Genomic DNA, 19,689 nt, shown 5'->3' with positions numbered 1-19,689 from the left:
TCCGTGACGCTCACGGCGTCATCGAGCGGGGATGGCGCCGCAGGCGTCACAGATCGTGCGGATGGGGCTACGCCCGTCCGCCCTCCGCGATCGAGCGGAACGTCTCGCTGAAGAGGTCGAACTCGTCGTCGCGCGAGCGACCCGTGCCGGCACCCTTGAGCAGGCTCGCCAGCTCGGCCGTGGCGCGGTCGATGCGCTGCTCCAACGCCGTCGCGCCCTCGGCACCCCAGTCGTGGGTTGATGCGAACACACCCGTCGGCACGACCAGCGCCTGCATGTACGCGAACAGCGGACGCAGCGTGTGCTCGATCGCGAGCGAGTGCCGCGCCGTCCCGGCCGTCGCGGCCAGCAGGACGGGCTTGCCGATCACGGCATCGGTCTCCATGACGTCGAAGAACGACTTGAACAGACCCGGGTACGACGCCTTGTAGATCGGCGTCGCGACGATCAGTCCGTCGGCGGCGGCGACCTTGTCGAGCGCGTCCTGCAGCCGCGGCGAGGCGAAGCCCGTGAGCGTCGCGTCGACGACGTCGTGCGCGAGCTCGCGCAGCGAGACGACCTGCACCGACACCTCACCCGTCTGACGTCCGAGCGACTCCACGAGCCGGTCGGTCAGCAGCCGCGTGCTGGAGGTCTCGCTCAGGCCCGCGGTGACCGCGACGACGGTGGTCATGCGGTGACCGTTTCGACAGGCTCAACGGGCGAGGTCGGCTCGACGGGCGAGGTCTCGGAGGCGAGCTTGGCGTCACGGGCCGCGACGCGGTTGGCGTGCGTGGGCGCGTCGGGCACCCCGGCCGGACGTCGGGCGTCGAACTCGGCGCGCAGCGTTGGCAGGATCTCGCCCAGCAGGTCGAGCTGCTCGAGGACGGTCTTGAGCGGCAGCCCCGCGTGGTCGACCAAGAACATCTGGCGCTGGTAGTCGCCGAAGTAGTCGGCGAACGCCAAGGTCTTCTCGATGACCTCCTGCGGACTGCCGACGACGAGCGGCGTCTGGGCTTGGAAGTCCTCCAGCGACGGCCCGTGCCCGTAGACCGGGGCGTTGTCGAAGTACGGCCTGAACTCACGGATCGCGTCCTGGCTGTTCTTGCGCATGAAGAACTGGCCGCCGAGACCGACGATCGCCTGCTCGGGCGTGCCGTGCCCGTAGTGCTCGTAGCGCTGCCGGTAGAAGTTGATCAGCCGGATGTAGTGCTCCTTCGGCCAGAAGATGTTGTTGGCGAAGTAGCCGTCGCCGTAGTACGCCGCGATCTCGGCGACCTCGGGGGTGCGGATCGAGCCGTGCCACACGAACGGCGCGACGCCGTCGAGCGGGCGCGGGATCGACGTGAAGCTCTGCAGCGGCGTGCGGAAGTTGCCCTCCCAGTTGACGACGTCCTCGTCCCAGAGGCGGCGCAGCAGCTGGTAGTTCTCGATCGTCAGCTCGACGCCCTTGGACGGGTCCTTGCCGAACCACGGGTAGACCTGTCCGGTGTTGCCGCGGCCCAGCACGAGATCGGCGCGGCCGCCCGAGAGGTGCTGCAGCGTCGCGTAGTCCTCGGCCATCTTGACCGGGTCGTTGGTCGTGATGTGCGCGATCGACGTCGACAGGATGATCCGCTCGGTCTGCGCGGCGATGAACGCGTGCAGCGTGCTGATCGACCCCGGGACGAAACCGGAGTCGTGGTGCTCGCCGACCGCGAAGACGTCGCCGCCGATGTCCTCGACCTTCTTGGCGATCGTGACCAGCGCCTTGAGCTTCTCGTGCTCGGTCGGGATCGAGCCGCTCGTCGGGTCGACCGTCAGGTCGCCGACGCTGAAGATGCCGAACTGCATGCTGTTGCCGCCCATGTCGAACTCCTCCGCCACACCCTCGGTGGCTTGTTTAATCTTCAACTAGATTAGCACGTCCGGTATTCCGCGCTACTGGATGTGCGGCTGCCCCGTCGACGCGCTCGTGCCGCCGTCGACCGTCAGCGTCGCACCCGTGATGTAGGCCGCGTCGTCACTGGCCAGGAACAGCACCGCCGGCGCGACGTCCTCCGGCACGCCCGGACGTCCGAGCGCGACGCGGTTCGTGAACTTGGCGATCAGCTCGGCGTCCTCGGTCATCGACTCGGTGATCGGCGTGATCGTGAACGCCGGGGCCACGGAGTTGAGCCGCACGCCACGTCCGCCGTAGTCGAGTGCGAGCGACTCGATGAAGTTGCGGACGGCGGCCTTGCTCGCGTTGTAGAGCGACTGACCCCAGTCGCCGCGCATCGCCGACACCGACGAGACGCCCACCAGGTTGCCGCCGGTCTTCTCCAGCTCGGGCAGGGCGTGCAGCGCCAGGTTCACGAAGCCGTCGATGTTGGTCGTGCGGATCTGCTCCCAGTGCTCCGCGGCGGTCTCGGTGAACTCGCCGCTGGCGAACGCCGCGGCGTTGTTGACCACGACGTCGAGCTGCCCGAAGCGCTCGACGACTGCGGTCACGAGTGCCTTCGCGTCCGCGGGGTCGCCGACGTCCGAGACGACGGCCAGCGTCCGCTCCTCGGGCTGACCGTCGAGGGTCTCGCTCAGCTTGTCCTCGCGGCGGCCGGAGATCGCGACGTTGGCACCATTGGCGAGAAAGGCCAGGGCGATGGCCTGGCCGATGCCGGTGCCTCCGCCCGTGACGAGGACGGTCTTGCCGGCGAAGTCGTACGAGTTGTGGGTCATGTCGTGGTCAACGAGGCCCGGACGCCGAGCATTCCGTCAGCACCGGTCGTGCGGACGTCATCACGTCCGCTGCATCGCAGGTACTGACGTGATGACGTCCCACCGCGCCGGTCCGGACGTCATCACATCAGTACCTGAGTCACCACATCGGTGATGACGTCCGCGCGACGTGTCACAGGCGCTTCTGCCAGCCACCCTCTCGGCCGATCTCCCGGAACCCCAGCTGCTCGTTGACGTCGAGCATCGGCCGGTTCTCCTCGGCGTTCCACGTGACCACGGCCTCGACGTCCGGGAACGCGGCCACGAGCTGCTGCGCATTGGCCTTCTTCAGCAGCATCCCGAGGCGGCGACCGCGGTGGTCGGTCAGCACCAGCGTGTCCTCCTGCACCGCGACGGCGTCGCCGTCGGACACGACGACCTCGGTGAACCCGGCCAGCACGCCCGACGGGACGTGCTCGGCGACGGTCGTCAGCATCGTCCGTCCGCTCGATGCGATGCGCTGGTCGTGCTCGCGGACGCGGCCCGCGTCCCACGGGTCGGGCACCACGACCATCCCCGCCGAGGGGGCGTCCGTGCTCATGCGGGTGCGCAGCGCCGCGAGCTGGTCCATCCACTCAGGCGGGGTAGGCCCGGCCCAGGCCAGCAACCGGTAGTCGTCCGGGACCTCCGGGGACGCCGCCTGGTCGCGCAGCCGTTCGGCGTCGAGCAGGCTGATGCGGGTCACCTGCTCCAGCGCGTAACCGTGGGCCAGCAGGAACCGGACGCCCGGATCGTCCGCCGGCAGGTCGCCGAAGCCGGTCGGCGGCTCCACTCGCTCGGCGTCGTCCCGCACCGAGTGGGCCACTGCCACCTTGAGCACCGGCGCGCCCGCCCGGGTAGCAAGAGCCTCTGCGGCCTCGAGCAGCGCCGCGCCGATGCCACGCCGTCGATGGGTCGGCAGCACGTCGACCATCAGGTGGGCCCCGGCCTCGGGGGTCAACGGACGTGTGGTGACCATCGCCCGTCCGACCATGGTGCCGCCGTCGCGCGCCACGAGGTGACGGCGAGTGCGGACGGCGGTGCTGACGTACTCCGAGAGCATCTCGTGCTGTCCCATCGCCAGCAGGTCGGTGCCCAACGTGTGGGTCTCGACGTCATTGCTCAGCGCGGCATACTCGGCGAAGTCGTCACCGCCGGGGACATGGGGCATCGGCAGCTCGTCGATCCTGATGCTCATGCGCCCCGACGCTACGTCACGATCTCCCTCAGGAGGGCGTCGGACGCGAGCAGGTCGTCACGGTGATGTGTCGACGTCGACGCCATGAGCTCGTCGGCACCCGTGCGCGACACCAGCTCGTCGAGCCGGCGGCGGACGGTCGACGGCGACCCGGCGACGGCCTGGTCGAGCGACGACTCGACGCGCTGCGTCAGCTGGGTGCTCCACTGCTGGGCGCGGATCGCGGCTGGGGCCTCGAGCGGCGGGAACTCCCCGGTCTGCCGCGAGCGGGCCATGGCCCACGCCTCGGGCAGCGCGAGCTCGCGGGCGGTCGCGTCGTCGGCGGCGACCGTGACGTCGAGCGAGATCGTGACGTGGGGATCGGCCCCGTGCCGGCTGGGCCGGAAGTCGCGACGGTAGGCCGCGATGGCGTCGAGACCGGCGTCCTTGAACAGGATCGGACCACCGACGACGACCGGCAGGCCCAGCCGGGCGGCGATCTCGAGTCCGCGACCGGTCGCCAGCAGCGTCATCGGCACCGATCCGTGCGTCACGGGGTGTGCCGTCACGGCTGCATCGCCGTCGAGCAGGTGGCGCAGCTCGTCGAGGTCGGCCTCGAAGGTGTCGGGCCCGTCCGCGTCGTGGCGCAGCGCGTCGCGCACCGGGGGCGTGAACCCGAGCGAGCGACCGATGCCGAGATCGATGCGCCCCGGGTGGAGCGCCTCGAGCATCAGGAACTGTTCGGCGACCACGAGCGGCTGATGATTGGGCAGCATGACCCCGCCCGAGCCGAGGCGGATGTGGGACGTCCGAGCGCCGATCGCGGCGAGCAGCACCGGCGGCGAGCCACTCGCGATGCCCGGGACGGCGTGGTGCTCGGCGACCCAGAACCGGTCGTAGCCGAGTCGCTCCGCTTCGACGGCCCGGTCGATCGACCCCGTCAGCCCCTCCGCCTCGGGACGTCCCAGCCGCGTCCGCGACCGGTCGAGCAGAGAGAGCCTCATGCCGGGGTCAACCGTCCCGGGCCGCTGCCTGTTCCTCCCGGCGCTGAACACCACGAGACCGTGGTGTTCGCGCACGTACCTCCGGTTGCAACCCGAGGTAGGTGCCGGAATCCCACGAGAACGTGGTGTTCAGCGGTGGGTCGAGAAGAACCCCCGCAGGAGGGACGCCGACTCGTCGGCCCGAACCCCGCTGACGACCTCGGGCCGGTGGTTGAGCCGCCGGTCGCGCACGACGTCCCACAGCGAGCCGACCGCGCCCGCCTTGTCGTCGAACGCCCCGAACACCAGCCGGTCGAGCCGTGATGCGACGACCGCGCCGGCGCACATCGTGCAGGGCTCGAGCGTCACCACGAGGGTGCAGCCCTCGAGCCGCCACTCCCCCACCGCGGACGCCGCCTCGCGGATCGCGACGACCTCGGCGTGCCCCGTCGGGTCACCGTCGCGCTCGCGGGTGTTGCGGCCCCGGCCGATCACGAGCCCCGCTGGGTCGACGACCACCGCCCCCACGGGCACGTCGCCATCGGCCACCGCGAGCCGCGCGAGGTCGAGCGCCTCGCCCATCCAGAGGTCGTAGATCACCCGAGGACGGCCTCGAGCTCGCCCGCGAACCCCAGCCGCTCCGCGACGTCGAACAGCACGTCGTCGGGGCAGAGATCGTCGTCGTCGCACAGCACGCCCAGGTCGAAGGCCGTCATGCCGAGGTCGCTGAGGATCTCCATGTCACCCACGGCCTGCGCGTCGCCGTCGCCGGCCGGCAGGTCGATCAGGTCGGCGACCCCGCCGGCCAGCGGCCAGTCGTCGATCGCCGTGACGTCCGACAGCATGACCCTGACCTGGGTGCCCGACCGCCGCACGATGACGAAGAAGTCGTCGTTCATCGACACGAGGCCCAGCACCCCGACGTCGGACGGGAACCTGCCGAGCGCGTCGCTGAGGTCGCCGACGTCCTCGCCCAGGTGGGGATTGAGCTCGACGACCCACCACCGTCCCTCGTCGTGATAGGCGGCGACGGCGAAGTCGACATCGTCCTCGGCCATGATGTGCCTCTCTGGGCAGGCGTCCTGTCGGCAACCTCTCCCCCGCGATGGTGACAGACCGCGCCCACCCGCCGCTAGGCTCGGCGCATGCAGGTTCACGTGGCCGACCACCCGCTCATCTCGCACAAGCTGACGCTGCTCCGCGACGAGACCACCGACTCACCGACGTTCCGCCGTCTGGCCGACGAGCTGGTGACGCTCCTCGCCTACGAGGCGACCCGCGAGGTGCGGGTCGAGCCGATCGACGTCAAGACCCCCGTGGCGATGGCGCGCGGCGTGCGCCTGAGCGACCCGCGTCCCCTCGTGGTGCCGATCCTGCGGGCCGGGCTCGGGATGCTCGAGGGCATGCAGCGCCTGCTGCCGACCGCCGAGGTCGGCTTCCTCGGCATGGTGCGCAACGAGGAGACATTCGACCCCGTGACGTACGCCGAGCGTCTGCCCGACGACCTGACGGGTCGCCAGTGCTACGTGCTCGACCCGATGCTCGCGACGGGCGGCTCGCTGGCCGCCGCGATCCACTTCCTGGTCAAGCGCGGGGCCGACCACATCACGGCGGTCACCCTGCTCGCGGCACCCGAGGGCGTCGCGCGCATCGAGGCCGAGCTGGAGTCGATCGGCGTCCCCGTGACGCTCGTGACGGCGGGGCTCGACGAGAGGCTCAACGAGCTCGGCTACATCGTCCCGGGCCTCGGCGACGCGGGCGACCGCCTCTACGGCGTGGTGGGCTGAACGCAACCGCCCCCGCACCGCCACCATGGGCCGAGCGAGCCCTGCGAGCGACGGCAGGTGCCCGTGCGAAGCACGGCAGCCGTGAGGCGCGAGCGGCTGGAGCGGCTGGGGGTCCCCCCACGAGCGAAGCGAGTAGGGGGCCGGAGGAGCCGCGCGCCCTAGGCGAAGTAGCCGAAGTAGAAGACGCCGATCACGATGACGGCGAGGCCGAGGAACACGACGGCTCGGGAGCCCTTCGTGTCGTCGGGACGGTCGTACTCGATCTTGTCCATGGGGTGCTCCGATGTCGTGGTGGGGTTTCCCTCCATACCGAGAGTATGTCAGGACCTGCACCCACCACGACCGGATGCGGTGTGACCTACAGCGCCTTGAGGATGTCCTCGACGCGCTCCTTGGCGTCGCCGAACAGCATCTGCGAGTTCTCGCGGAAGAACAGCGGGTTCTGCACCCCGGCGTAGCCCGTGGCCATCGATCGCTTGAAGATCACGACGTCGTGGGCCTCCCACACCGTCAGCACCGGCATGCCGGCGATGGGGCTGGACGGGTCCTCGGTCGCGGCCGGGTTGACGGTGTCGTTGGCACCGATGACCAGGACGACCGAGGTGTCCTTGAAGTCGTCGTTGATCTCGTCCATCTCGAGGACGATGTCGTAGGGCACCTTGGCCTCGGCGAGCAGGACGTTCATGTGGCCGGGCAGGCGTCCGGCGACGGGGTGGATGCCGAAGCGCACCTCGATGCCGCGCTCACGCAGCTTGCGGACCAGGTCGGCGACGGGGTACTGCGCCTGGGCGACCGCCATGCCGTAGCCGGGCGTGATGATGACCGACGAGGCGTTCTTGAGCAGCTCGGCGGTGTCGGCGGCGTTGATCTCGCGGTGCTCGCCGTAGTCCTTGTCGTCCGCGGGACCGGCCTCGATGCCGAAGCCTCCCGCGATGACCGAGATGAACGAGCGGTTCATCGCCTGGCACATGATGTACGACAGGTAGGCGCCCGACGAGCCGACGAGCGCGCCCGTGACGATCAGCGCGTCGTTGTTGAGCAGGAAGCCGGACGCCGCGGCGGCCCAGCCCGAGTAGGAGTTGAGCATCGAGACGACGACGGGCATGTCGCCGCCGCCGATCGAGGCCACCAGGTGCCAGCCGAGGGCCAGCGCGACGATCGTGACGGCGATCAGCAACCACAGCGCCGGGCTGATGACGAACCAGATCGTGAGGGCGACGAACAGGACGAGGGCACCGAGGTTGATGTAGTTCTTGCCCGGCAGCATCAGCGGGTTGCTCTTGATCTTCGCCGACAGCTTCAGGTAGGCCACGATCGAGCCCGTGAACGTCACGGCACCGATGAAGACGCCGACGAACACCTCGGCGTTGTGGATGTCCTCGAGAGAGTCGAGCGCGAACGACCCGTGCTCGAGGTAGCCGTTCCAGCCGACCAGCACCGCGGCGAGACCCACGAACGAGTGCAGCAGGGCGATGAGCTCGGGCATGCCGGTCATCTCGACGACGCGGGCGCGCCACAGGCCGATGGCCGCACCGATGACGACGGCGATCAGCAGCAGGACGACCGAGATCGTGTCGGCCAGGTCGGCGACCACGATGAACGTCGCCACCAGGGCGATGGCCATGCCGGACATGCCGAACAGCACGCCCTGCGACGCGGTCTCGTGCTTGGAGAGCCCCGCCAGCGACAGGATGAACAGCAGGGACGCGACGATGTAGGCCGCGGTGGAGATGCTCAGGGAATCCATGATCAGCCCTTACTTGGAGAACATGCTGAGCATGCGGCGGGTCACGGCGAATCCGCCGAAGACGTTGATGGACGCGAGCAGGATCGCGACGAACGCGAGGACGCGGATGACGGTGTCGTTCTCGGACCCGTCGACGCCGATCTGCAGCATCGCGCCGACGACGATGATGCCGCTGATGGCGTTGGTGACCGACATGAGCGGAGTGTGCAGCGCGTGGTGCACCTTGCCGATGACGTAGTAGCCGATCACGATCGCGAGCGTCAGCACCGTGAAGTGCTCGGGCAGCGGCTCGGGCGCGTAGGCGTTGACCAGGAACAACGCGAGGATGCCGAGCGCGACCAGGCCGAGCTTGGCGCGCTGCGTCATGACGGCCTTCGGCGGCTTGGGCTCGGCCTTCTCGACCGGCGCGGCGGCCGGAGCGGCCGACACGGTCACCGGCGGCGGCGGCCACGTCGTCTCGCCGTTGCGGACGACCGTGATGGTGCGCTGGACGACGTCGTCGAAGTCGAGGACGAGCTGGCCGTCCTTGCCGGGCGTCAGCAGCTTCATGAGGTTGACCAGGTTGGTGCCGTACAGCTGCGAGGCCTGCGTGGGCAGTCGCCCGGCCAGGTCGGTGTAGCCGAGGATCGTGACGCCGTTGGGCGTGACGACGGCCTCGCCGGGCCGGGAGCCGACGACGTTGCCGCCGTTGGCCGCGGCCATGTCGACGATGACCGAGCCGGCCTTCATCGAGGCCACGTCGGCCTCGGTGATGAGGATCGGAGCGGCGCGACCCGGGATCAGCGCCGTCGTGATGATGATGTCGACCTCGGCGGCCTGCTCGGAGTAGATCTCCGCGGCCCGCGCGTTGTAGGCGTCGGTCGTGGCCTTGGCGTAGCCGTCGGTCGACTGCTCGGTCTCGACGTCGACCGCGATGTACTCGCCGCCGAGGCTCTTGACCTGATCGGCGACCTCGGCGCGCGGATCGGTGGCCTTGACGATCGCGCCGAGGCTGTTGGCCGTGCCGATCGCGGCCAGGCCGGCGACGCCGACGCCCGCGACGAGCACCTTGGCCGGCGGCACCTTGCCCGCGGCGGTGATCTGTCCCGTGAAGAACCGCCCGAAGACGTTGGCGGCCTCGACGACCGCGCGGTAACCGGCGATGTTGGCCATCGAGCTCAGGACGTCCATCGACTGCGCACGGGAGATGCGCGGCACGGCGTCCATCGCGAGCACCGTGATGGGCCGCGTCGACAGCTGCTCGACCAGCTCGGGGTTGAGGGCAGGGCTGATGAGGCTGACGAGCGTGGCACCGTCGGCGAGCTGTCCGATCTCGGCGGTCGACGGCGCGTTGACCTTCAACACGATGTCGCTGCCCCACGTGTCGGCCGTGCTGCCGATCGCGGCACCGGCCTCGGCGAAGGCCTCGTCGGTGAACGACGCCTTCGCGCCCGCGCCCGCCTCGACGACCACCTGGTAGCCCAGGCCGATCAGCTTGCCCACCGTCTCCGGCGTGGCAGCCACCCGGGTCTCACCCGCAACCGACTCAGTGACAACTCCGACAACGCTCATCCGCCGAACGTTATCCGTTCTTCATCAAGCCGACCATTGCGTGAGACGCGCGTCTCACGCTCTGGACCGGTGGCCGAAATCGCCGCACACTGCTGCGACTTGTCGCCCGCTGGCAGTCTGGACCGCGTGAACAGACTGCTGACCGTCCTGGCCGCTCTCCCCGTGCTTGCCCTCGGTGCCTGCTCGCAGGTGGAGGACGCCGCCACGGACGCCGCCTCCGATGCAGGCAACCGCGCCGGCTGCGCCGTGGCCGGACGAGTGGTCGACGAGGGCCGCACGCTCGTCGGCGACATCGCCACCGACCTGGGAGCCGACCCGGCGTCAGCCCGCGCCAAGCTCACCGCGGCGCGCGAGGCGCTGGCGGCCGCCGCGCCCACCCTCAGCGACGACACGCGCGCCCAGCTCGATCGCGCCGTGGCGGCTCTCGATGACCTCCGAGACGAGGCCACGTCGGTCGCCGACGGCAGCAGCATCGACGAGCAGGTCGTCGCGGAGGCCAAGGCCGAGTACGACGTGGCCGCCGAGCAGATCACGAGCGTCTGCTGAGCACCCGCTCTGAGAGCCACCTTTGGCCACCGCCGAGTACCGCGCCCGCGCCGCTGCAAGCGATCTGATGGAGCAGGCGCTGGCCGCCTCTACGGGCTGACTCGTTCTCGCCAGTAGCCCGGGCGGCGCTTTGCGTGCGCCACCGCCACGACCGTCAGCCGATCACCGGCGACGAAGTAGACGACGCGGTACGGAAAGTCGTTCACTGCCTTGGAACGGAACGACCGGTGCGCCGGCCCAACCCGGCCAGCTGGGCCAAGCATCCGGATCTTCAGCCGCGGCCTCGACGGACGCGCGGACTGCGCCGAGAAAGCGGCGGCGAAGTCCGCGCTCCCGCTCGTCGTACCAGTCAGCACCGGCGATGAACTCGGCGTCCGCCTCCGGGTGAAACTGGACGGCGAGGGTCATGCGTTCCGAGCGGCCTCGCGCGCATCGAGCCGCGCAGCGACGCGTGTGAAGACCTCATCGCCCGGGATGGTCTGCACCTTGCCGCTGGTGAGGTCGTCGACCCGGGAGCCGATCTCAGCCGTCCACGCCTCGTCGACGGACTCTTGATCGACGTCCTCGACCGACTCGAGAAGGCGCAGCGCCATGTCCTTGCGCACCGAGGGCGGCAGGGCCAGCCCCGCCTCGTAGAGCTCCGATGCGCTCAGCGTCATGAGGTGAAGTCTACGCCTCGCCGCCGACCGGGTCACCGAGGTTCTCGCGGACCCATATCGGACTCTGGGGGTGCTCGCGACCCACCAAGCTGCCTCGGACCAGCGGAGACGTCCTGAGCTCAGTAGTACCAGGGGAAGGACGAGAAGTCGGGATCGCGCTTCTCCAGGAACTGGTCGCGGCCCTCCTGCGCCTCGTCGGTCATGTACGCCAGCCGCGTCGTCTCGCCCATCAGCACCTGCTGACCGACCAGGCCGTCGTCGATCGCGTTGAACGAGTACTTGAGCATGCGCTGGGCCGTGGGGCTCTTGGCGTTGATGAGCCGGCCCCATTCCAGCGCCACCGTCTCGAGGTCGGCGTGCGGGACGGCCTTGTTGACGGTGCCCATCCGGACGCCGTCCTCGGCCGAGTACTCCTGCGCGAGGAAGAAGATCTCGCGGGCGAACTTCTGGCCGACCTGACGGGCGAGGTACGCCGACCCGAACCCGCCGTCGAACGATCCGACGTCGGCGTCGGTCTGCTTGAAGCGGGCGTGCTCGGCCGAGGCCAGCGTCAGGTCGGAGACGACGTGCAGGCTGTGCCCGCCGCCGGCCGCCCACCCGGGAACCACCGAGATGACGATCTTCGGCATGAACCGGATGAGGCGCTGCACCTCGAGGATGTGCAGGCGTCCCAGCCTGGCCTGGTCGATCGGGTTCGGCGGCGCGCCTTCGTCATCGTGGCCGGCCTCCTCGTACTGGTAGCCGGCCTTGCCGCGGATGCGCTGGTCGCCGCCGGTGCAGAACGAGTGCTTGCCGTTCTTGGCGCTCGGTCCGTTGCCGGTGAGCAGGACGCAGCCGACGTCGGCCGATGTCCGGGCGTGCTCGAACGTCGTGAGCAGCTCGTCGACGGTGTGCGGCCGGAACGCGTTGAGGATGTCGGGACGGTCGAAGGCGATGCGGACCGTCCCGTGGTCGACCGCACGGTGGTAGGTGAGATCGGTCAGGCCCTCGAAACCGGGGACCTCGCGCCAGGCGGACGGGTCGAAGATGTCGGAGACGTTCTCGAGGGCGCTCATGAGCGCGAGGCTACCGGGCGCGCACCCCCCGCATGTCGCTATGGTCAGCGCATGACAGACGAGCACGTGGTCACCGTGTACGGCACGCCCGTCATGGTCTGCGCACCCGACGGGCTGCCGCTCGACGCGGAGGGAGCGGCGACCGAGCTGGTGGGCGAGGCGATCGGCCAGCGGGCCGAGGTCGTGGTCGTGCCGACCGAGCGGCTCACCGACGACTTCTTCGACGTCGGCACGGGTGTCGCCGAGCGCATCGCGCAGAAGTTCGACACCTACCGGGTACGGCTGGCCGTCGTCGGCGACATCGCCGAGCGGGTCGCTGCGTCCCCTGCCCTCGCGACGTGGGTGGACGGGTCCAACACCGGCACGCGGCTCTGGTTCTCGCCGACGTTCGACGACTTCCAGACACGCCTCGACCGCCGCAGGTCGCCTCGGGCCATGTGACACCAGCCATGGCGCATTCCAGATACCGCCGGTATGTTGACCGCCATGGCACAGACATTCACCGGCAAGGTCGCACTCGTCACAGGAGCCGCACGCGGCATCGGAGCGGGCGTCGCCCGTGGCTACGTGCAGCGCGGCGGCCGGGTCGCGCTGGTCGGTCTCGAGCCTGAACTGCTGGCCGCACTCGCCGACGAGCTGGGTGAGGCGGCCGCCTGGTGGGAGGCCGACGTCCGCGACGGTGCCGCCGTCGCGGCGGCCGTCGACGCTGCCGCGGCGCACTTCGGCCGCATCGACCACGTGCTGGCCAATGCCGGCATCGCGTCGTACGGCACGGTGCGCCAGATCGACGACGCGGCGTTCGAGCGCGTCGTCGACATCAACGTCAACGGTGTCTTCCGCACCCTCAAGTACGCCACGCCGCACCTCGTCAAGACCAAGGGATACGCACTGGTCGTCGCGTCGCAGGCCTCGTTCACGCCACTCGCCGGGCTCGCGTCGTACAACGCCAGCAAGGCGGGCGCGGAATCGCTCGCGATGGCCTACAAGCAGGAGGTCGCCTTCCTCGGTGTCGACGTGGGTGTGTGTCATCCGTCGTGGATCGACACCGACATCGTCCGCAACGCCGAGAAGGACCTGCCGACGTTCCGCGACATCCGCTCCAAGCTGCCGTGGCCGGCCAACGGCACCACGAGCGTCGAGGAGTGCGTCGAGCTCATCCTGACCGGACTGGCCAAGCGCAAGAGCCGCGTCTACGTCCCGAAGAACGTCATCGTGTCGAACTGGACCAAGTCGATCGTCAACTCCCCCGTCGCGTGGCCGGTGCTGAAACGCATCGCCTCACGCGCCGTACCCGGCATGGAGCGCGAGGTCGAGGCGCTGGGTCGCTTCCACCACGCGCACGTTGTCGAGACCAAGGCCGCGGAGTAGTCACCGCCGCCCGTCGAGCCTGTCGAAACGTCCTTTCGACAGGCTCAAGGAGCGGGTCGGCGCCCAAGGAGCGGGTCGACGCACGAGGAACGGAGTCAGACGACCTGAACTGATGCCGCCAGCGACGCCATGTGGCCGAGGCGCGCAAGCTCGGAGTCGAGGAACTCCGGTCCCCCGTGGCGTCCGACCACGACGACCAGCCCGTTGCCCTTGCGATCGCGCGCCGGCGTCGCGGCCAGGACGGTCGACTCCCACTCCGGCACCGGGCGCAGCACCTTGGCCTTGCGCAGTCCCAGCCAGTCGTCGGCGGCGGAGACGAGCTGGGGGGCCGTCGGCGACTCGGCCATCACGTGCGTCGCGCCGTCGACGCGGTCGAGCGCCAGTGCCCAGTCGGTGCGGAACGTCTCGGGGATGACCTCGACGAGCCGGGCGATCGCGTGCGTCGGGTCCTCGGTGAACCGCTCGACCGCCTCGAGATCCATGCTCAGATTGGCCCCCGCGTTGTAGCGGGAGATCCACTCCACCGTGACGCCCTCGAGCTCGTGGCAGGCCGTGATCAGCGCATCGGGCATGACCTGCGGCGGCAGCTCGAGCAGCACGTCGTCGACGACGAGGCCGTCGGGTCGACGCTCGACGATCTCGATCGCCTCGATGTCGGCGCCCGCAGAACCGAGTGCCGTCGCGAGCGCACCGAGTGATCCGGGCACGTCAGGAAGCTCGACGCGCAGCAGGAAGGCCATATGACCATTGTCACCGGTCAGCATTTCGTTGCGGTTACACGGGTAGCGTGGTGGCGTGAATCCCGCTGTCGTCCGCACCGTCTTTCGTACCGTCGCCATCGCCGAGGCCTTCTCCTGGGGGCTGCTGCTCGTCGCGATGTTCTTCAAGTGGATCCTCGATGCCGAGCCTCTCGGGCTGGCCGAGGGCGGCGTGCCGGTCGCCGGCCCCATCCATGGCGGCATCTTCATGCTCTACGTGCTGACGGCGGTCATCGCCAAGTTCGTGTTCCGCTGGGACGCCAAGACCCTGGTCGTGGCCCTCGCCTCCAGCATCCCGCCGTTCGCGACCGTGTGGTTCGAGCGCAAGGCCGACCGCGAGGGACGGCTCACGGCTCAGGCCGGGGCGACGTCCGCGCCGTAGCGCTCGACGCAGAAGGCGGGGAACTGGCACGATTTCGATGTGCCCGACGAGACCAAGTCTGCCCTGCCCTGTTCCCGGTCCGCACTGGACCAGCTCGGGCACCGTCTGGCAATCGGCGAAGAAGATGATCCCCGCGACCTTGAGCTCCTCCGATCGGTGCTCGCGGCCTACGACGACGTCCTGGCCCAGACCGAGGAACGTATTCGCAGCGTTCTCGACGGCTTCACGTCATCGGGCGGTCCGGCACTTGGGCTGACAACCCGCGTCAAGACGACGGGGACCATCCGCGAGAAGCTCCAGCGCGAACACGGGATGGGGCTGAAGGGCATGCAGGACGTGGCCGGGGTCCGAGTGACTGGTGCACTGAGCAGACGGCAGCAGAACGAGCTCGCAGCGGCGATCCAGCAGGAGTTCTCGGATGCCGCGAAAGCCCCTCGGCTGAGCGACCGGAGGGTCCACCCGTCAGCTGGCTACCGAGCCCTGCACGTCATCGTCTTTCCCCGACATCTGCCGGTCGAGGTTCAGATCAGAACTGTGGAGCAGGACGCGTGGGCTCAGTTGATCGAGAAGCTCGGCGACGTCTGGGGACGCGGGATTCGCTACGGGGAGCAGCCAACCAACACGGAGCAGGAGGCCCTCCGTGATATGTCCCGCGGCGACCTGCTGGAGATCTTGATGCGCTTCAGCGACGGCATCGAGGATCTATCGGTCTCGGAGTTCGAGGACGAGGAACTTGCCGATCGGCTCGCCGATCACCAACGTCGCCTCACCAACGTCGACGACGAACTGGGCAAGAACATGGAGGACCGGGATACGATGAACGAGATCGAGGCGATCACGGCAGACATCGCCGTCCGCATGGCCAAACGCGATCAGATGCGTCAAGAGACGCAAGAACTTCTCGAGCGATTGGCCCGCTTAGCCGCAGGTTGGGAGACGGAATGAACTACTTCTTGATTGTCTACAACCGCAGCACTGGCGAGTCCGACATACGACGCACGTTCACCTCGACCCGCCGGTCGGAGGCCATGTCGGCGCGATTCGAACTCGAGGATCTCCATCGCGGCGATGCGAACATCGAGATCGTCGTGTTGGGGGCAGACTCAGAGCAAGGTCTGATGAAGACCCACTCCCGCTACTTTCGTTCAGCCAAGGACATGATCCGCGAAGCAGTCTCCTAGGCACGGGTTACGGCTCACGGCTCAGGCCGGGGCGACGTCCGCGCCGTAGCGCTCGACGCAGAACGCCGACAGCCGCGTCGCCAGCCCCGCCAACGTGGCAGCCGCGTGGTGGTCGGGCTCCCATGCCGCGAACAGCTCGATGCGCAGCGGCCCATCCCGTCCCATGATCTCGACGCCCCGCAGGTCGAAGCGCGGGTCGTCGGTCACGACGGCGACTCCCCGCCCGGCCGCCGCGAGGGCCTGGGCTACCTGCGGATTGCTGCACTCGACGAGGTCGCCGGCGACCAGGCCCGCTCGGTCGATCGCGGCGTCGAGGATCTGCCGTGGCTTGAACCCCGGGGTCAGCACCAGCAGCGTCTCGTCGAGCAGATCGGCCAGGCGCACGGACGAGCCCGGCGGGACGTGGTCGGCCGTCGCGTAGGCCCACACGGGCAGCACCGCGATGGGCGTGCTCGCCAGGGACGTCCGGGGTGGCCCCGTCATGATCGCGAGGTCGGCTCCGTTGCGCAGCGCGTCGTCGGCGGCACGCGGCCCCGACTCCAGCACCGTCGGCATGGGGTCGCCGGGGTCGAGCGTCGCCAGGAACGGGGCGATGACGTCGGTCAGTGTCGTCGTCGGGGCCGCGATCGTCAGGCGCTCGAGCCGTCCTGCGGCGTACGACCGCGCCGCGGCCCTGGCCCCGTCTGCGCGGCGCAGCACGTCGCGGGCGTGGGGCAGGAACTCGCGGCCCGCAGCGCTGAGCCTGAGACGTCCGGCGCTCCTGACGAACAGGTCGACGCCCAGGTCGTGCTCGAGCTGCCGCAGCTGTCGCGACACGGCAGGCTGCGTGACGTGCACGGCTTCGGCCGCGGCACTGACCGACCCCGCATCGGCGACCGCGACGAAGTATCCCAGCGTGCGCAGCTCCATGCCTGGTGAGCATACATTCGATCAGTTCTGAGTATTGGACGGCATGAGTCGAGGCGGACGACAATGGAGGCATGTCTGCCTCCTTGGAACAACGCCGCCAGCTCGTCACCGCCGTCCCCGGACCCCGGTCCATCGAGCTCATGGCCCGCAAGAACGCCGCCGTCGCCTCCGGCATCGGCACCACGATGCCGGTCTTCGCCGTCGAGGCGGGAGGCGGCATCGTCAAGGACGTCGACGGCAACTCGTTCATCGACCTCGGATCAGGCATCGCCGTCACGACCGTCGGCAACAGCGCCCCGCGCGTCGTCGAGGCCGTCCGCGAGCAGGTCGAGGCCTTCACCCACACCTGCTTCATGGTCACGCCGTACGAGGGCTACGTCTCGGTGGCCGAGGCACTCAACCGGCTCACCCCCGGCGACCACGAGAAGCGGTCCGCACTGTTCAACTCCGGCGCCGAGGCCGTCGAGAACGCCATCAAGATCGCCCGCGCGCACACCAAGCGCCAGGCCGTCGTGGTGTTCGACCACGCGTACCACGGACGCACCAACCTGACGATGGCCATGACGGCCAAGTCGATGCCCTACAAGAGCGGCTTCGGCCCGTTCGCGTCCGAGGTCTACCGCGCACCGCTGTCGTACCCCTACCGCGACGACAAGGCCGTCGACGGCACGCTCGCGGCGCAGCGCGCCATCAGCGTCATCGAGAAGCAGGTCGGCGCCGACAACCTCGCTGCCGTCGTGATCGAGCCGATCCAGGGCGAGGGCGGCTTCATCGTCCCGGCCGACGGCTTCCTGCCCGCGCTCGCGCAGTGGTGCACCGACAACGGCGTCGTGTTCATCGCCGACGAGGTGCAGACCGGCTTCGCGCGCACCGGCGAGATGTTCGCGTGCGACCACGAGGGCGTCGTGCCCGATGTCATCGTGACCGCCAAGGGCATCGCCGGCGGCCTGCCCCTGTCGGCGGTCACGGGACGCGCCGACATCATGGACGCCTCGCACGTGGGCGGCCTCGGCGGCACCTACGGCGGCAACCCGCTGGCCTGCGCCGCGGCGCTGGCCACGATCGAGACGATCGAGCAGGACGGCCTGGTGGCCCGTGCGGCCGAGATCGAGCGCCTCATGCTGACGACCCTGCACCGCCTGCAGGCCGACGACGACCGCCTCGGCGACGTCCGCGGTCGCGGCGCGATGATCGCGGTCGAGCTGGTCAGGTCCGGCACCGACGAGCCCGATGCCGAGCTGGCCAAGGTCGTCGCCGCGAGCGCCCACCAGGCCGGCGTGATCGTCTTGACGTGCGGCACGTTCGGCAACGTGCTGCGCTTCCTGCCGCCGCTGTCGATCAGCGACGAGCTGCTCACCGAGGGTCTGCAGATCCTCACCGACGCCTTCGAGGAGACGAAATGACCGCGACCGACCTGTTCATCGACAACCAGTGGCTCCCCGGCGCGAACGGGACGTTCGACGTCGTCGACCCGGCGACGGGCGAGTCGATCCGCGCCGTGTCCGATGCGAGCGAGGCCGACGCCACGGCCGCGGTCGACGCGGCCGCGACGGCGCTGAAGACCTGGCGCCGGGTCGCGCCTCGCGAGCGGGGCGAGATCCTGCGCCGCACGTGGGAGCTCATGATCCGCGACCGTGACGAGCTGGGCGAGCTGATAGCCGCCGAGAACGGCAAGTCGCTGACCGATGCCAAGGGCGAGGTCACCTACGCGGCCGAGTTCTTCCGCTGGTTCGCCGAGGAGGGCGTCCGCATGGGCGGCGACTACGGAGTCTCACCCGCCGGTGGCACGCGCACGCTCGTGACGCACCACCCCGTGGGCGTCGCCGCGTTGGTCACGCCGTGGAACTTCCCCGCCGCGATGGCGACCCGCAAGATCGCACCAGCCCTCGCGGCAGGGTGCACGGTCGTCCTCAAGCCCGCCGCCGAGACACCGCTGACGGCCTTCGCGATCGCGCGCCTCATGGTCGAGGCGGGTCTGCCCGAGGGCGTCGTCAACATCGTCCCGTCGTCGACGGCCGGCAAGGTCGTCACCACGTGGATGGAGGACGCGCGCGTCCGCAAGATCTCGTTCACCGGCTCCACCGGCATCGGCTCGGTGCTGCTCAAGCAGGCCGCCGATCGCATCGTCAACTCGTCGATGGAGCTGGGTGGCAACGCCCCGCTCATCGTCGCCGACGACGCTGATCTCGACGCCGCCGTCGAGGGCACCATGATCGCCAAGTTCCGTGGCGGCGGTCAGGCGTGCACCGCGGCCAACCGGCTGTACGTCCACGCCGACGTCGTCGAGGAGTTCGCCGCCAAGCTCGGCGCGAAGGTCGCGTCGCTCAAGGTCGGTCCGGCGTCCGAGGGCTCCGACATCGGGCCCCTCATCAACGCCAAGGCGGTCGACAAGACCCAGAAGCTGCTCGCCGGCGCGCTGGAGGCGGGTGCCCGGGTCACGCACGAGGCGTCCGTGCCGCAGGAGGGCGAGGGCTTCTGGTTCGCTCCGACGGTGCTCGTCGACGTGCCGGCCGACGCCGAGATCGTCCACGAGGAGATCTTCGGCCCCATCGCGCCGATCGTCACGTGGACGACCGACGAGGAGGTCATCGGCTACGCCAACGACACCGAGATGGGCCTGGCGGCCTACGTGTTCACCGGCGACCTGCAGCGGGGCATCCGCCTCGGCGAGGCGATCGAGGCCGGGATGGTCGGCGTCAACCGCGGACTCGTGTCCGACCCCGCTGCCCCGTTCGGTGGCATGAAGCAGAGCGGCATCGGCCGCGAGGGCGGCCGCATGGGCCTCGAGGAGTTCCAGGAGACCCAGTACCTCAGCGTCGCCTGGCCCGACGCCTGATCACCCCTCCGGACGCGCGGTTTACCACGGTCCCGTGGGAAAAGATCACCCACCGA

Annotated in this window: 23 protein-coding genes; 9 read left to right on the top strand and 14 right to left on the bottom strand. The window is 69.5% G+C overall.

The genetic code is table 11. The features are described from left to right. Nucleotides 1–67 precede the first annotated feature (67 nt). The 7 genes from JOF40_RS06495 to JOF40_RS06465 all read right to left on the bottom strand — a co-directional run bounded on the left by JOF40_RS06495 (nucleotide 68) and on the right by JOF40_RS06465 (nucleotide 5,912). The gene (locus tag JOF40_RS06495; protein WP_129181187.1) at nucleotides 68–673 is read right to left on the bottom strand and encodes a CE1759 family FMN reductase; all 606 of its coding nucleotides are present in this window, start codon (nucleotides 671–673) and stop codon (nucleotides 68–70) included. Then, entirely contained in the window at nucleotides 670–1,827 is a 1,158-nt protein-coding gene (locus JOF40_RS06490; protein WP_425458181.1) for an LLM class flavin-dependent oxidoreductase, read from the bottom strand. Before JOF40_RS06490 ends, JOF40_RS06495 begins: the two co-directional genes overlap by 4 nt. A gap of 72 nt (nucleotides 1,828–1,899) precedes the next feature. After that, nucleotides 1,900–2,676, bottom strand: a complete 777-nt coding sequence (gene budC / locus JOF40_RS06485; protein WP_129181184.1) for a meso-2,3-butanediol dehydrogenase — start codon at nucleotides 2,674–2,676, stop codon at nucleotides 1,900–1,902. A 172-nt stretch (nucleotides 2,677–2,848) separates the two neighbouring features. Next, nucleotides 2,849–3,892: a GNAT family N-acetyltransferase gene (locus JOF40_RS06480; protein WP_129181182.1), complete on the bottom strand. Its 1,044-nt coding sequence runs from the start codon at nucleotides 3,890–3,892 to the stop codon at nucleotides 2,849–2,851. Between the two features lie 11 nt (nucleotides 3,893–3,903). Continuing rightward, nucleotides 3,904–4,875, bottom strand: a complete 972-nt coding sequence (locus tag JOF40_RS06475; RefSeq protein WP_129181180.1) for an LLM class flavin-dependent oxidoreductase — start codon at nucleotides 4,873–4,875, stop codon at nucleotides 3,904–3,906. 129 nt (nucleotides 4,876–5,004) lie between these two features. Continuing rightward, a complete protein-coding gene (locus JOF40_RS06470) occupies nucleotides 5,005–5,436 on the bottom strand; it encodes a nucleoside deaminase (RefSeq protein WP_129181955.1) in 432 nt (143 codons plus the stop codon). Between the two features lie 14 nt (nucleotides 5,437–5,450). Then, a complete protein-coding gene (locus JOF40_RS06465; protein WP_129181178.1) occupies nucleotides 5,451–5,912 on the bottom strand; it encodes a tRNA adenosine deaminase-associated protein in 462 nt (153 codons plus the stop codon). 87 nt (nucleotides 5,913–5,999) lie between these two features. On the opposite strand from JOF40_RS06465, the gene upp reads away from it, so the two are divergent. Continuing rightward, nucleotides 6,000–6,641 carry a uracil phosphoribosyltransferase gene (gene upp / locus JOF40_RS06460; RefSeq protein WP_129181176.1) on the top strand — a complete coding sequence of 214 codons (642 nt, stop codon included), beginning with the start codon at nucleotides 6,000–6,002 and terminating at the stop codon, nucleotides 6,639–6,641. A 358-nt stretch (nucleotides 6,642–6,999) separates the two neighbouring features. On the opposite strand, the gene pntB is transcribed toward upp, so the two are convergent. After that, nucleotides 7,000–8,388, bottom strand: a complete 1,389-nt coding sequence (gene pntB, locus JOF40_RS06455) for a Re/Si-specific NAD(P)(+) transhydrogenase subunit beta (protein ID WP_129181173.1) — start codon at nucleotides 8,386–8,388, stop codon at nucleotides 7,000–7,002. A 9-nt stretch (nucleotides 8,389–8,397) separates the two neighbouring features. Further along, nucleotides 8,398–9,939, bottom strand: a complete 1,542-nt coding sequence (locus tag JOF40_RS06450; protein ID WP_129181171.1) for a Re/Si-specific NAD(P)(+) transhydrogenase subunit alpha — start codon at nucleotides 9,937–9,939, stop codon at nucleotides 8,398–8,400. A gap of 126 nt (nucleotides 9,940–10,065) precedes the next feature. Between JOF40_RS06450 and JOF40_RS06445 the strand changes: the two genes are divergently transcribed. Next, entirely contained in the window at nucleotides 10,066–10,485 is a 420-nt protein-coding gene (locus tag JOF40_RS06445; RefSeq protein ID WP_129181169.1) for a hypothetical protein, read from the top strand. A gap of 162 nt (nucleotides 10,486–10,647) precedes the next feature. On the opposite strand, the gene JOF40_RS06440 is transcribed toward JOF40_RS06445, so the two are convergent. From JOF40_RS06440 to JOF40_RS06430, 3 genes are all read right to left on the bottom strand, one after another. Further along, the gene (locus tag JOF40_RS06440) at nucleotides 10,648–10,893 is read right to left on the bottom strand and encodes a hypothetical protein (RefSeq protein ID WP_245343101.1); all 246 of its coding nucleotides are present in this window, start codon (nucleotides 10,891–10,893) and stop codon (nucleotides 10,648–10,650) included. Beyond that, nucleotides 10,890–11,144 (bottom strand): addiction module protein, encoded by a 255-nt coding sequence (locus JOF40_RS06435; RefSeq protein ID WP_129181167.1) that lies wholly within the window; start codon nucleotides 11,142–11,144, stop codon nucleotides 10,890–10,892. Before JOF40_RS06435 ends, JOF40_RS06440 begins: the two co-directional genes overlap by 4 nt. A 119-nt stretch (nucleotides 11,145–11,263) precedes the next feature. Then, nucleotides 11,264–12,199: a 1,4-dihydroxy-2-naphthoyl-CoA synthase gene (locus JOF40_RS06430; RefSeq protein WP_129181165.1), complete on the bottom strand. Its 936-nt coding sequence runs from the start codon at nucleotides 12,197–12,199 to the stop codon at nucleotides 11,264–11,266. Nucleotides 12,200–12,250: 51 nt separating this feature from the next. Here JOF40_RS06430 and JOF40_RS06425 point away from each other — a divergent pair, with 51 nt between their 5' ends. Beyond that, on the top strand, nucleotides 12,251–12,640 hold the full coding sequence (locus JOF40_RS06425) for a DUF4180 domain-containing protein (RefSeq protein ID WP_129181163.1): 390 nt from the start codon (nucleotides 12,251–12,253) through the stop codon (nucleotides 12,638–12,640). A 45-nt stretch (nucleotides 12,641–12,685) separates the two neighbouring features. After that, nucleotides 12,686–13,567: an SDR family oxidoreductase gene (locus tag JOF40_RS06420; protein ID WP_129181161.1), complete on the top strand. Its 882-nt coding sequence runs from the start codon at nucleotides 12,686–12,688 to the stop codon at nucleotides 13,565–13,567. Between the two features lie 95 nt (nucleotides 13,568–13,662). On the opposite strand, the gene JOF40_RS06415 is transcribed toward JOF40_RS06420, so the two are convergent. Beyond that, nucleotides 13,663–14,307 carry an ACT domain-containing protein gene (locus tag JOF40_RS06415; RefSeq protein ID WP_129181159.1) on the bottom strand — a complete coding sequence of 215 codons (645 nt, stop codon included), beginning with the start codon at nucleotides 14,305–14,307 and terminating at the stop codon, nucleotides 13,663–13,665. A 55-nt stretch (nucleotides 14,308–14,362) separates the two neighbouring features. Here JOF40_RS06415 and JOF40_RS06410 point away from each other — a divergent pair, with 55 nt between their 5' ends. From JOF40_RS06410 to JOF40_RS06400, 3 genes are read left to right on the top strand one after another with little or no spacing between them, the layout of a single operon-like run. Next, on the top strand, nucleotides 14,363–14,707 hold the full coding sequence (locus JOF40_RS06410; RefSeq protein ID WP_129181157.1) for a DUF3817 domain-containing protein: 345 nt from the start codon (nucleotides 14,363–14,365) through the stop codon (nucleotides 14,705–14,707). Between the two features lie 39 nt (nucleotides 14,708–14,746). Beyond that, nucleotides 14,747–15,652 (top strand): RelA/SpoT-related domain-containing protein, encoded by a 906-nt coding sequence (locus tag JOF40_RS06405; protein WP_129181155.1) that lies wholly within the window; start codon nucleotides 14,747–14,749, stop codon nucleotides 15,650–15,652. After that, entirely contained in the window at nucleotides 15,649–15,888 is a 240-nt protein-coding gene (locus JOF40_RS06400) for a hypothetical protein (RefSeq protein ID WP_129181153.1), read from the top strand. The genes JOF40_RS06405 and JOF40_RS06400 overlap by 4 nt, the downstream gene beginning before the upstream one ends. 21 nt (nucleotides 15,889–15,909) lie before the next feature. Here JOF40_RS06400 and JOF40_RS06395 read toward each other — a convergent pair whose 3' ends face one another. Beyond that, nucleotides 15,910–16,797, bottom strand: coding sequence for a LysR family transcriptional regulator (locus JOF40_RS06395; protein ID WP_129181151.1), 888 nt, complete (start codon nucleotides 16,795–16,797; stop codon nucleotides 15,910–15,912). Between the two features lie 71 nt (nucleotides 16,798–16,868). Between JOF40_RS06395 and gabT the strand changes: the two genes are divergently transcribed. Both gabT and JOF40_RS06385 read left to right on the top strand, forming a co-directional pair. After that, a complete protein-coding gene (gene gabT / locus JOF40_RS06390) occupies nucleotides 16,869–18,200 on the top strand; it encodes a 4-aminobutyrate--2-oxoglutarate transaminase (protein ID WP_129181149.1) in 1,332 nt (443 codons plus the stop codon). After that, nucleotides 18,197–19,633 (top strand): NAD-dependent succinate-semialdehyde dehydrogenase, encoded by a 1,437-nt coding sequence (locus JOF40_RS06385; RefSeq protein WP_129181145.1) that lies wholly within the window; start codon nucleotides 18,197–18,199, stop codon nucleotides 19,631–19,633. Before gabT ends, JOF40_RS06385 begins: the two co-directional genes overlap by 4 nt. The last annotated feature ends 56 nt before the right edge of the window (nucleotides 19,634–19,689 follow it).

The organism is Aeromicrobium fastidiosum, assembly GCF_017876595.1.
In the GTDB taxonomy this organism is placed as follows: domain Bacteria; phylum Actinomycetota; class Actinomycetes; order Propionibacteriales; family Nocardioidaceae; genus Aeromicrobium; species Aeromicrobium fastidiosum.
This window is presented reverse-complemented; position numbering and strand designations above follow the sequence as displayed.

Bases quoted from the DNA above. Each gene is read 5' to 3' on its own strand.
- JOF40_RS06495 (WP_129181187.1), bottom strand. From the start codon at position 673: ATGACCACCGTCGTCGCGGTCACCGCGGGCCTGAGCGAGACCTCCAGC.
- JOF40_RS06490 (WP_425458181.1), bottom strand. From the start codon at position 1,827: ATGGGCGGCAACAGCATGCAGTTCGGCATCTTCAGCGTCGGCGACCTG.
- budC (WP_129181184.1), bottom strand. From the start codon at position 2,676: ATGACCCACAACTCGTACGACTTCGCCGGCAAGACCGTCCTCGTCACG.
- JOF40_RS06480 (WP_129181182.1), bottom strand. From the start codon at position 3,892: ATGAGCATCAGGATCGACGAGCTGCCGATGCCCCATGTCCCCGGCGGT.
- JOF40_RS06475 (WP_129181180.1), bottom strand. From the start codon at position 4,875: ATGAGGCTCTCTCTGCTCGACCGGTCGCGGACGCGGCTGGGACGTCCC.
- JOF40_RS06470 (WP_129181955.1), bottom strand. From the start codon at position 5,436: ATGGGCGAGGCGCTCGACCTCGCGCGGCTCGCGGTGGCCGATGGCGAC.
- JOF40_RS06465 (WP_129181178.1), bottom strand. From the start codon at position 5,912: ATGGCCGAGGACGATGTCGACTTCGCCGTCGCCGCCTATCACGACGAG.
- upp (WP_129181176.1), top strand. From the start codon at position 6,000: ATGCAGGTTCACGTGGCCGACCACCCGCTCATCTCGCACAAGCTGACG.
- pntB (WP_129181173.1), bottom strand. From the start codon at position 8,388: ATGGATTCCCTGAGCATCTCCACCGCGGCCTACATCGTCGCGTCCCTG.
- JOF40_RS06450 (WP_129181171.1), bottom strand. From the start codon at position 9,939: ATGAGCGTTGTCGGAGTTGTCACTGAGTCGGTTGCGGGTGAGACCCGG.
- JOF40_RS06440 (WP_245343101.1), bottom strand. From the start codon at position 10,893: ATGACCCTCGCCGTCCAGTTTCACCCGGAGGCGGACGCCGAGTTCATC.
- JOF40_RS06435 (WP_129181167.1), bottom strand. From the start codon at position 11,144: ATGACGCTGAGCGCATCGGAGCTCTACGAGGCGGGGCTGGCCCTGCCG.
- JOF40_RS06430 (WP_129181165.1), bottom strand. From the start codon at position 12,199: ATGAGCGCCCTCGAGAACGTCTCCGACATCTTCGACCCGTCCGCCTGG.
- JOF40_RS06425 (WP_129181163.1), top strand. From the start codon at position 12,251: ATGACAGACGAGCACGTGGTCACCGTGTACGGCACGCCCGTCATGGTC.
- JOF40_RS06420 (WP_129181161.1), top strand. From the start codon at position 12,686: ATGGCACAGACATTCACCGGCAAGGTCGCACTCGTCACAGGAGCCGCA.
- JOF40_RS06415 (WP_129181159.1), bottom strand. From the start codon at position 14,307: ATGGCCTTCCTGCTGCGCGTCGAGCTTCCTGACGTGCCCGGATCACTC.
- JOF40_RS06400 (WP_129181153.1), top strand. From the start codon at position 15,649: ATGAACTACTTCTTGATTGTCTACAACCGCAGCACTGGCGAGTCCGAC.
- JOF40_RS06395 (WP_129181151.1), bottom strand. From the start codon at position 16,797: ATGGAGCTGCGCACGCTGGGATACTTCGTCGCGGTCGCCGATGCGGGG.
- gabT (WP_129181149.1), top strand. From the start codon at position 16,869: ATGTCTGCCTCCTTGGAACAACGCCGCCAGCTCGTCACCGCCGTCCCC.
- JOF40_RS06385 (WP_129181145.1), top strand. From the start codon at position 18,197: ATGACCGCGACCGACCTGTTCATCGACAACCAGTGGCTCCCCGGCGCG.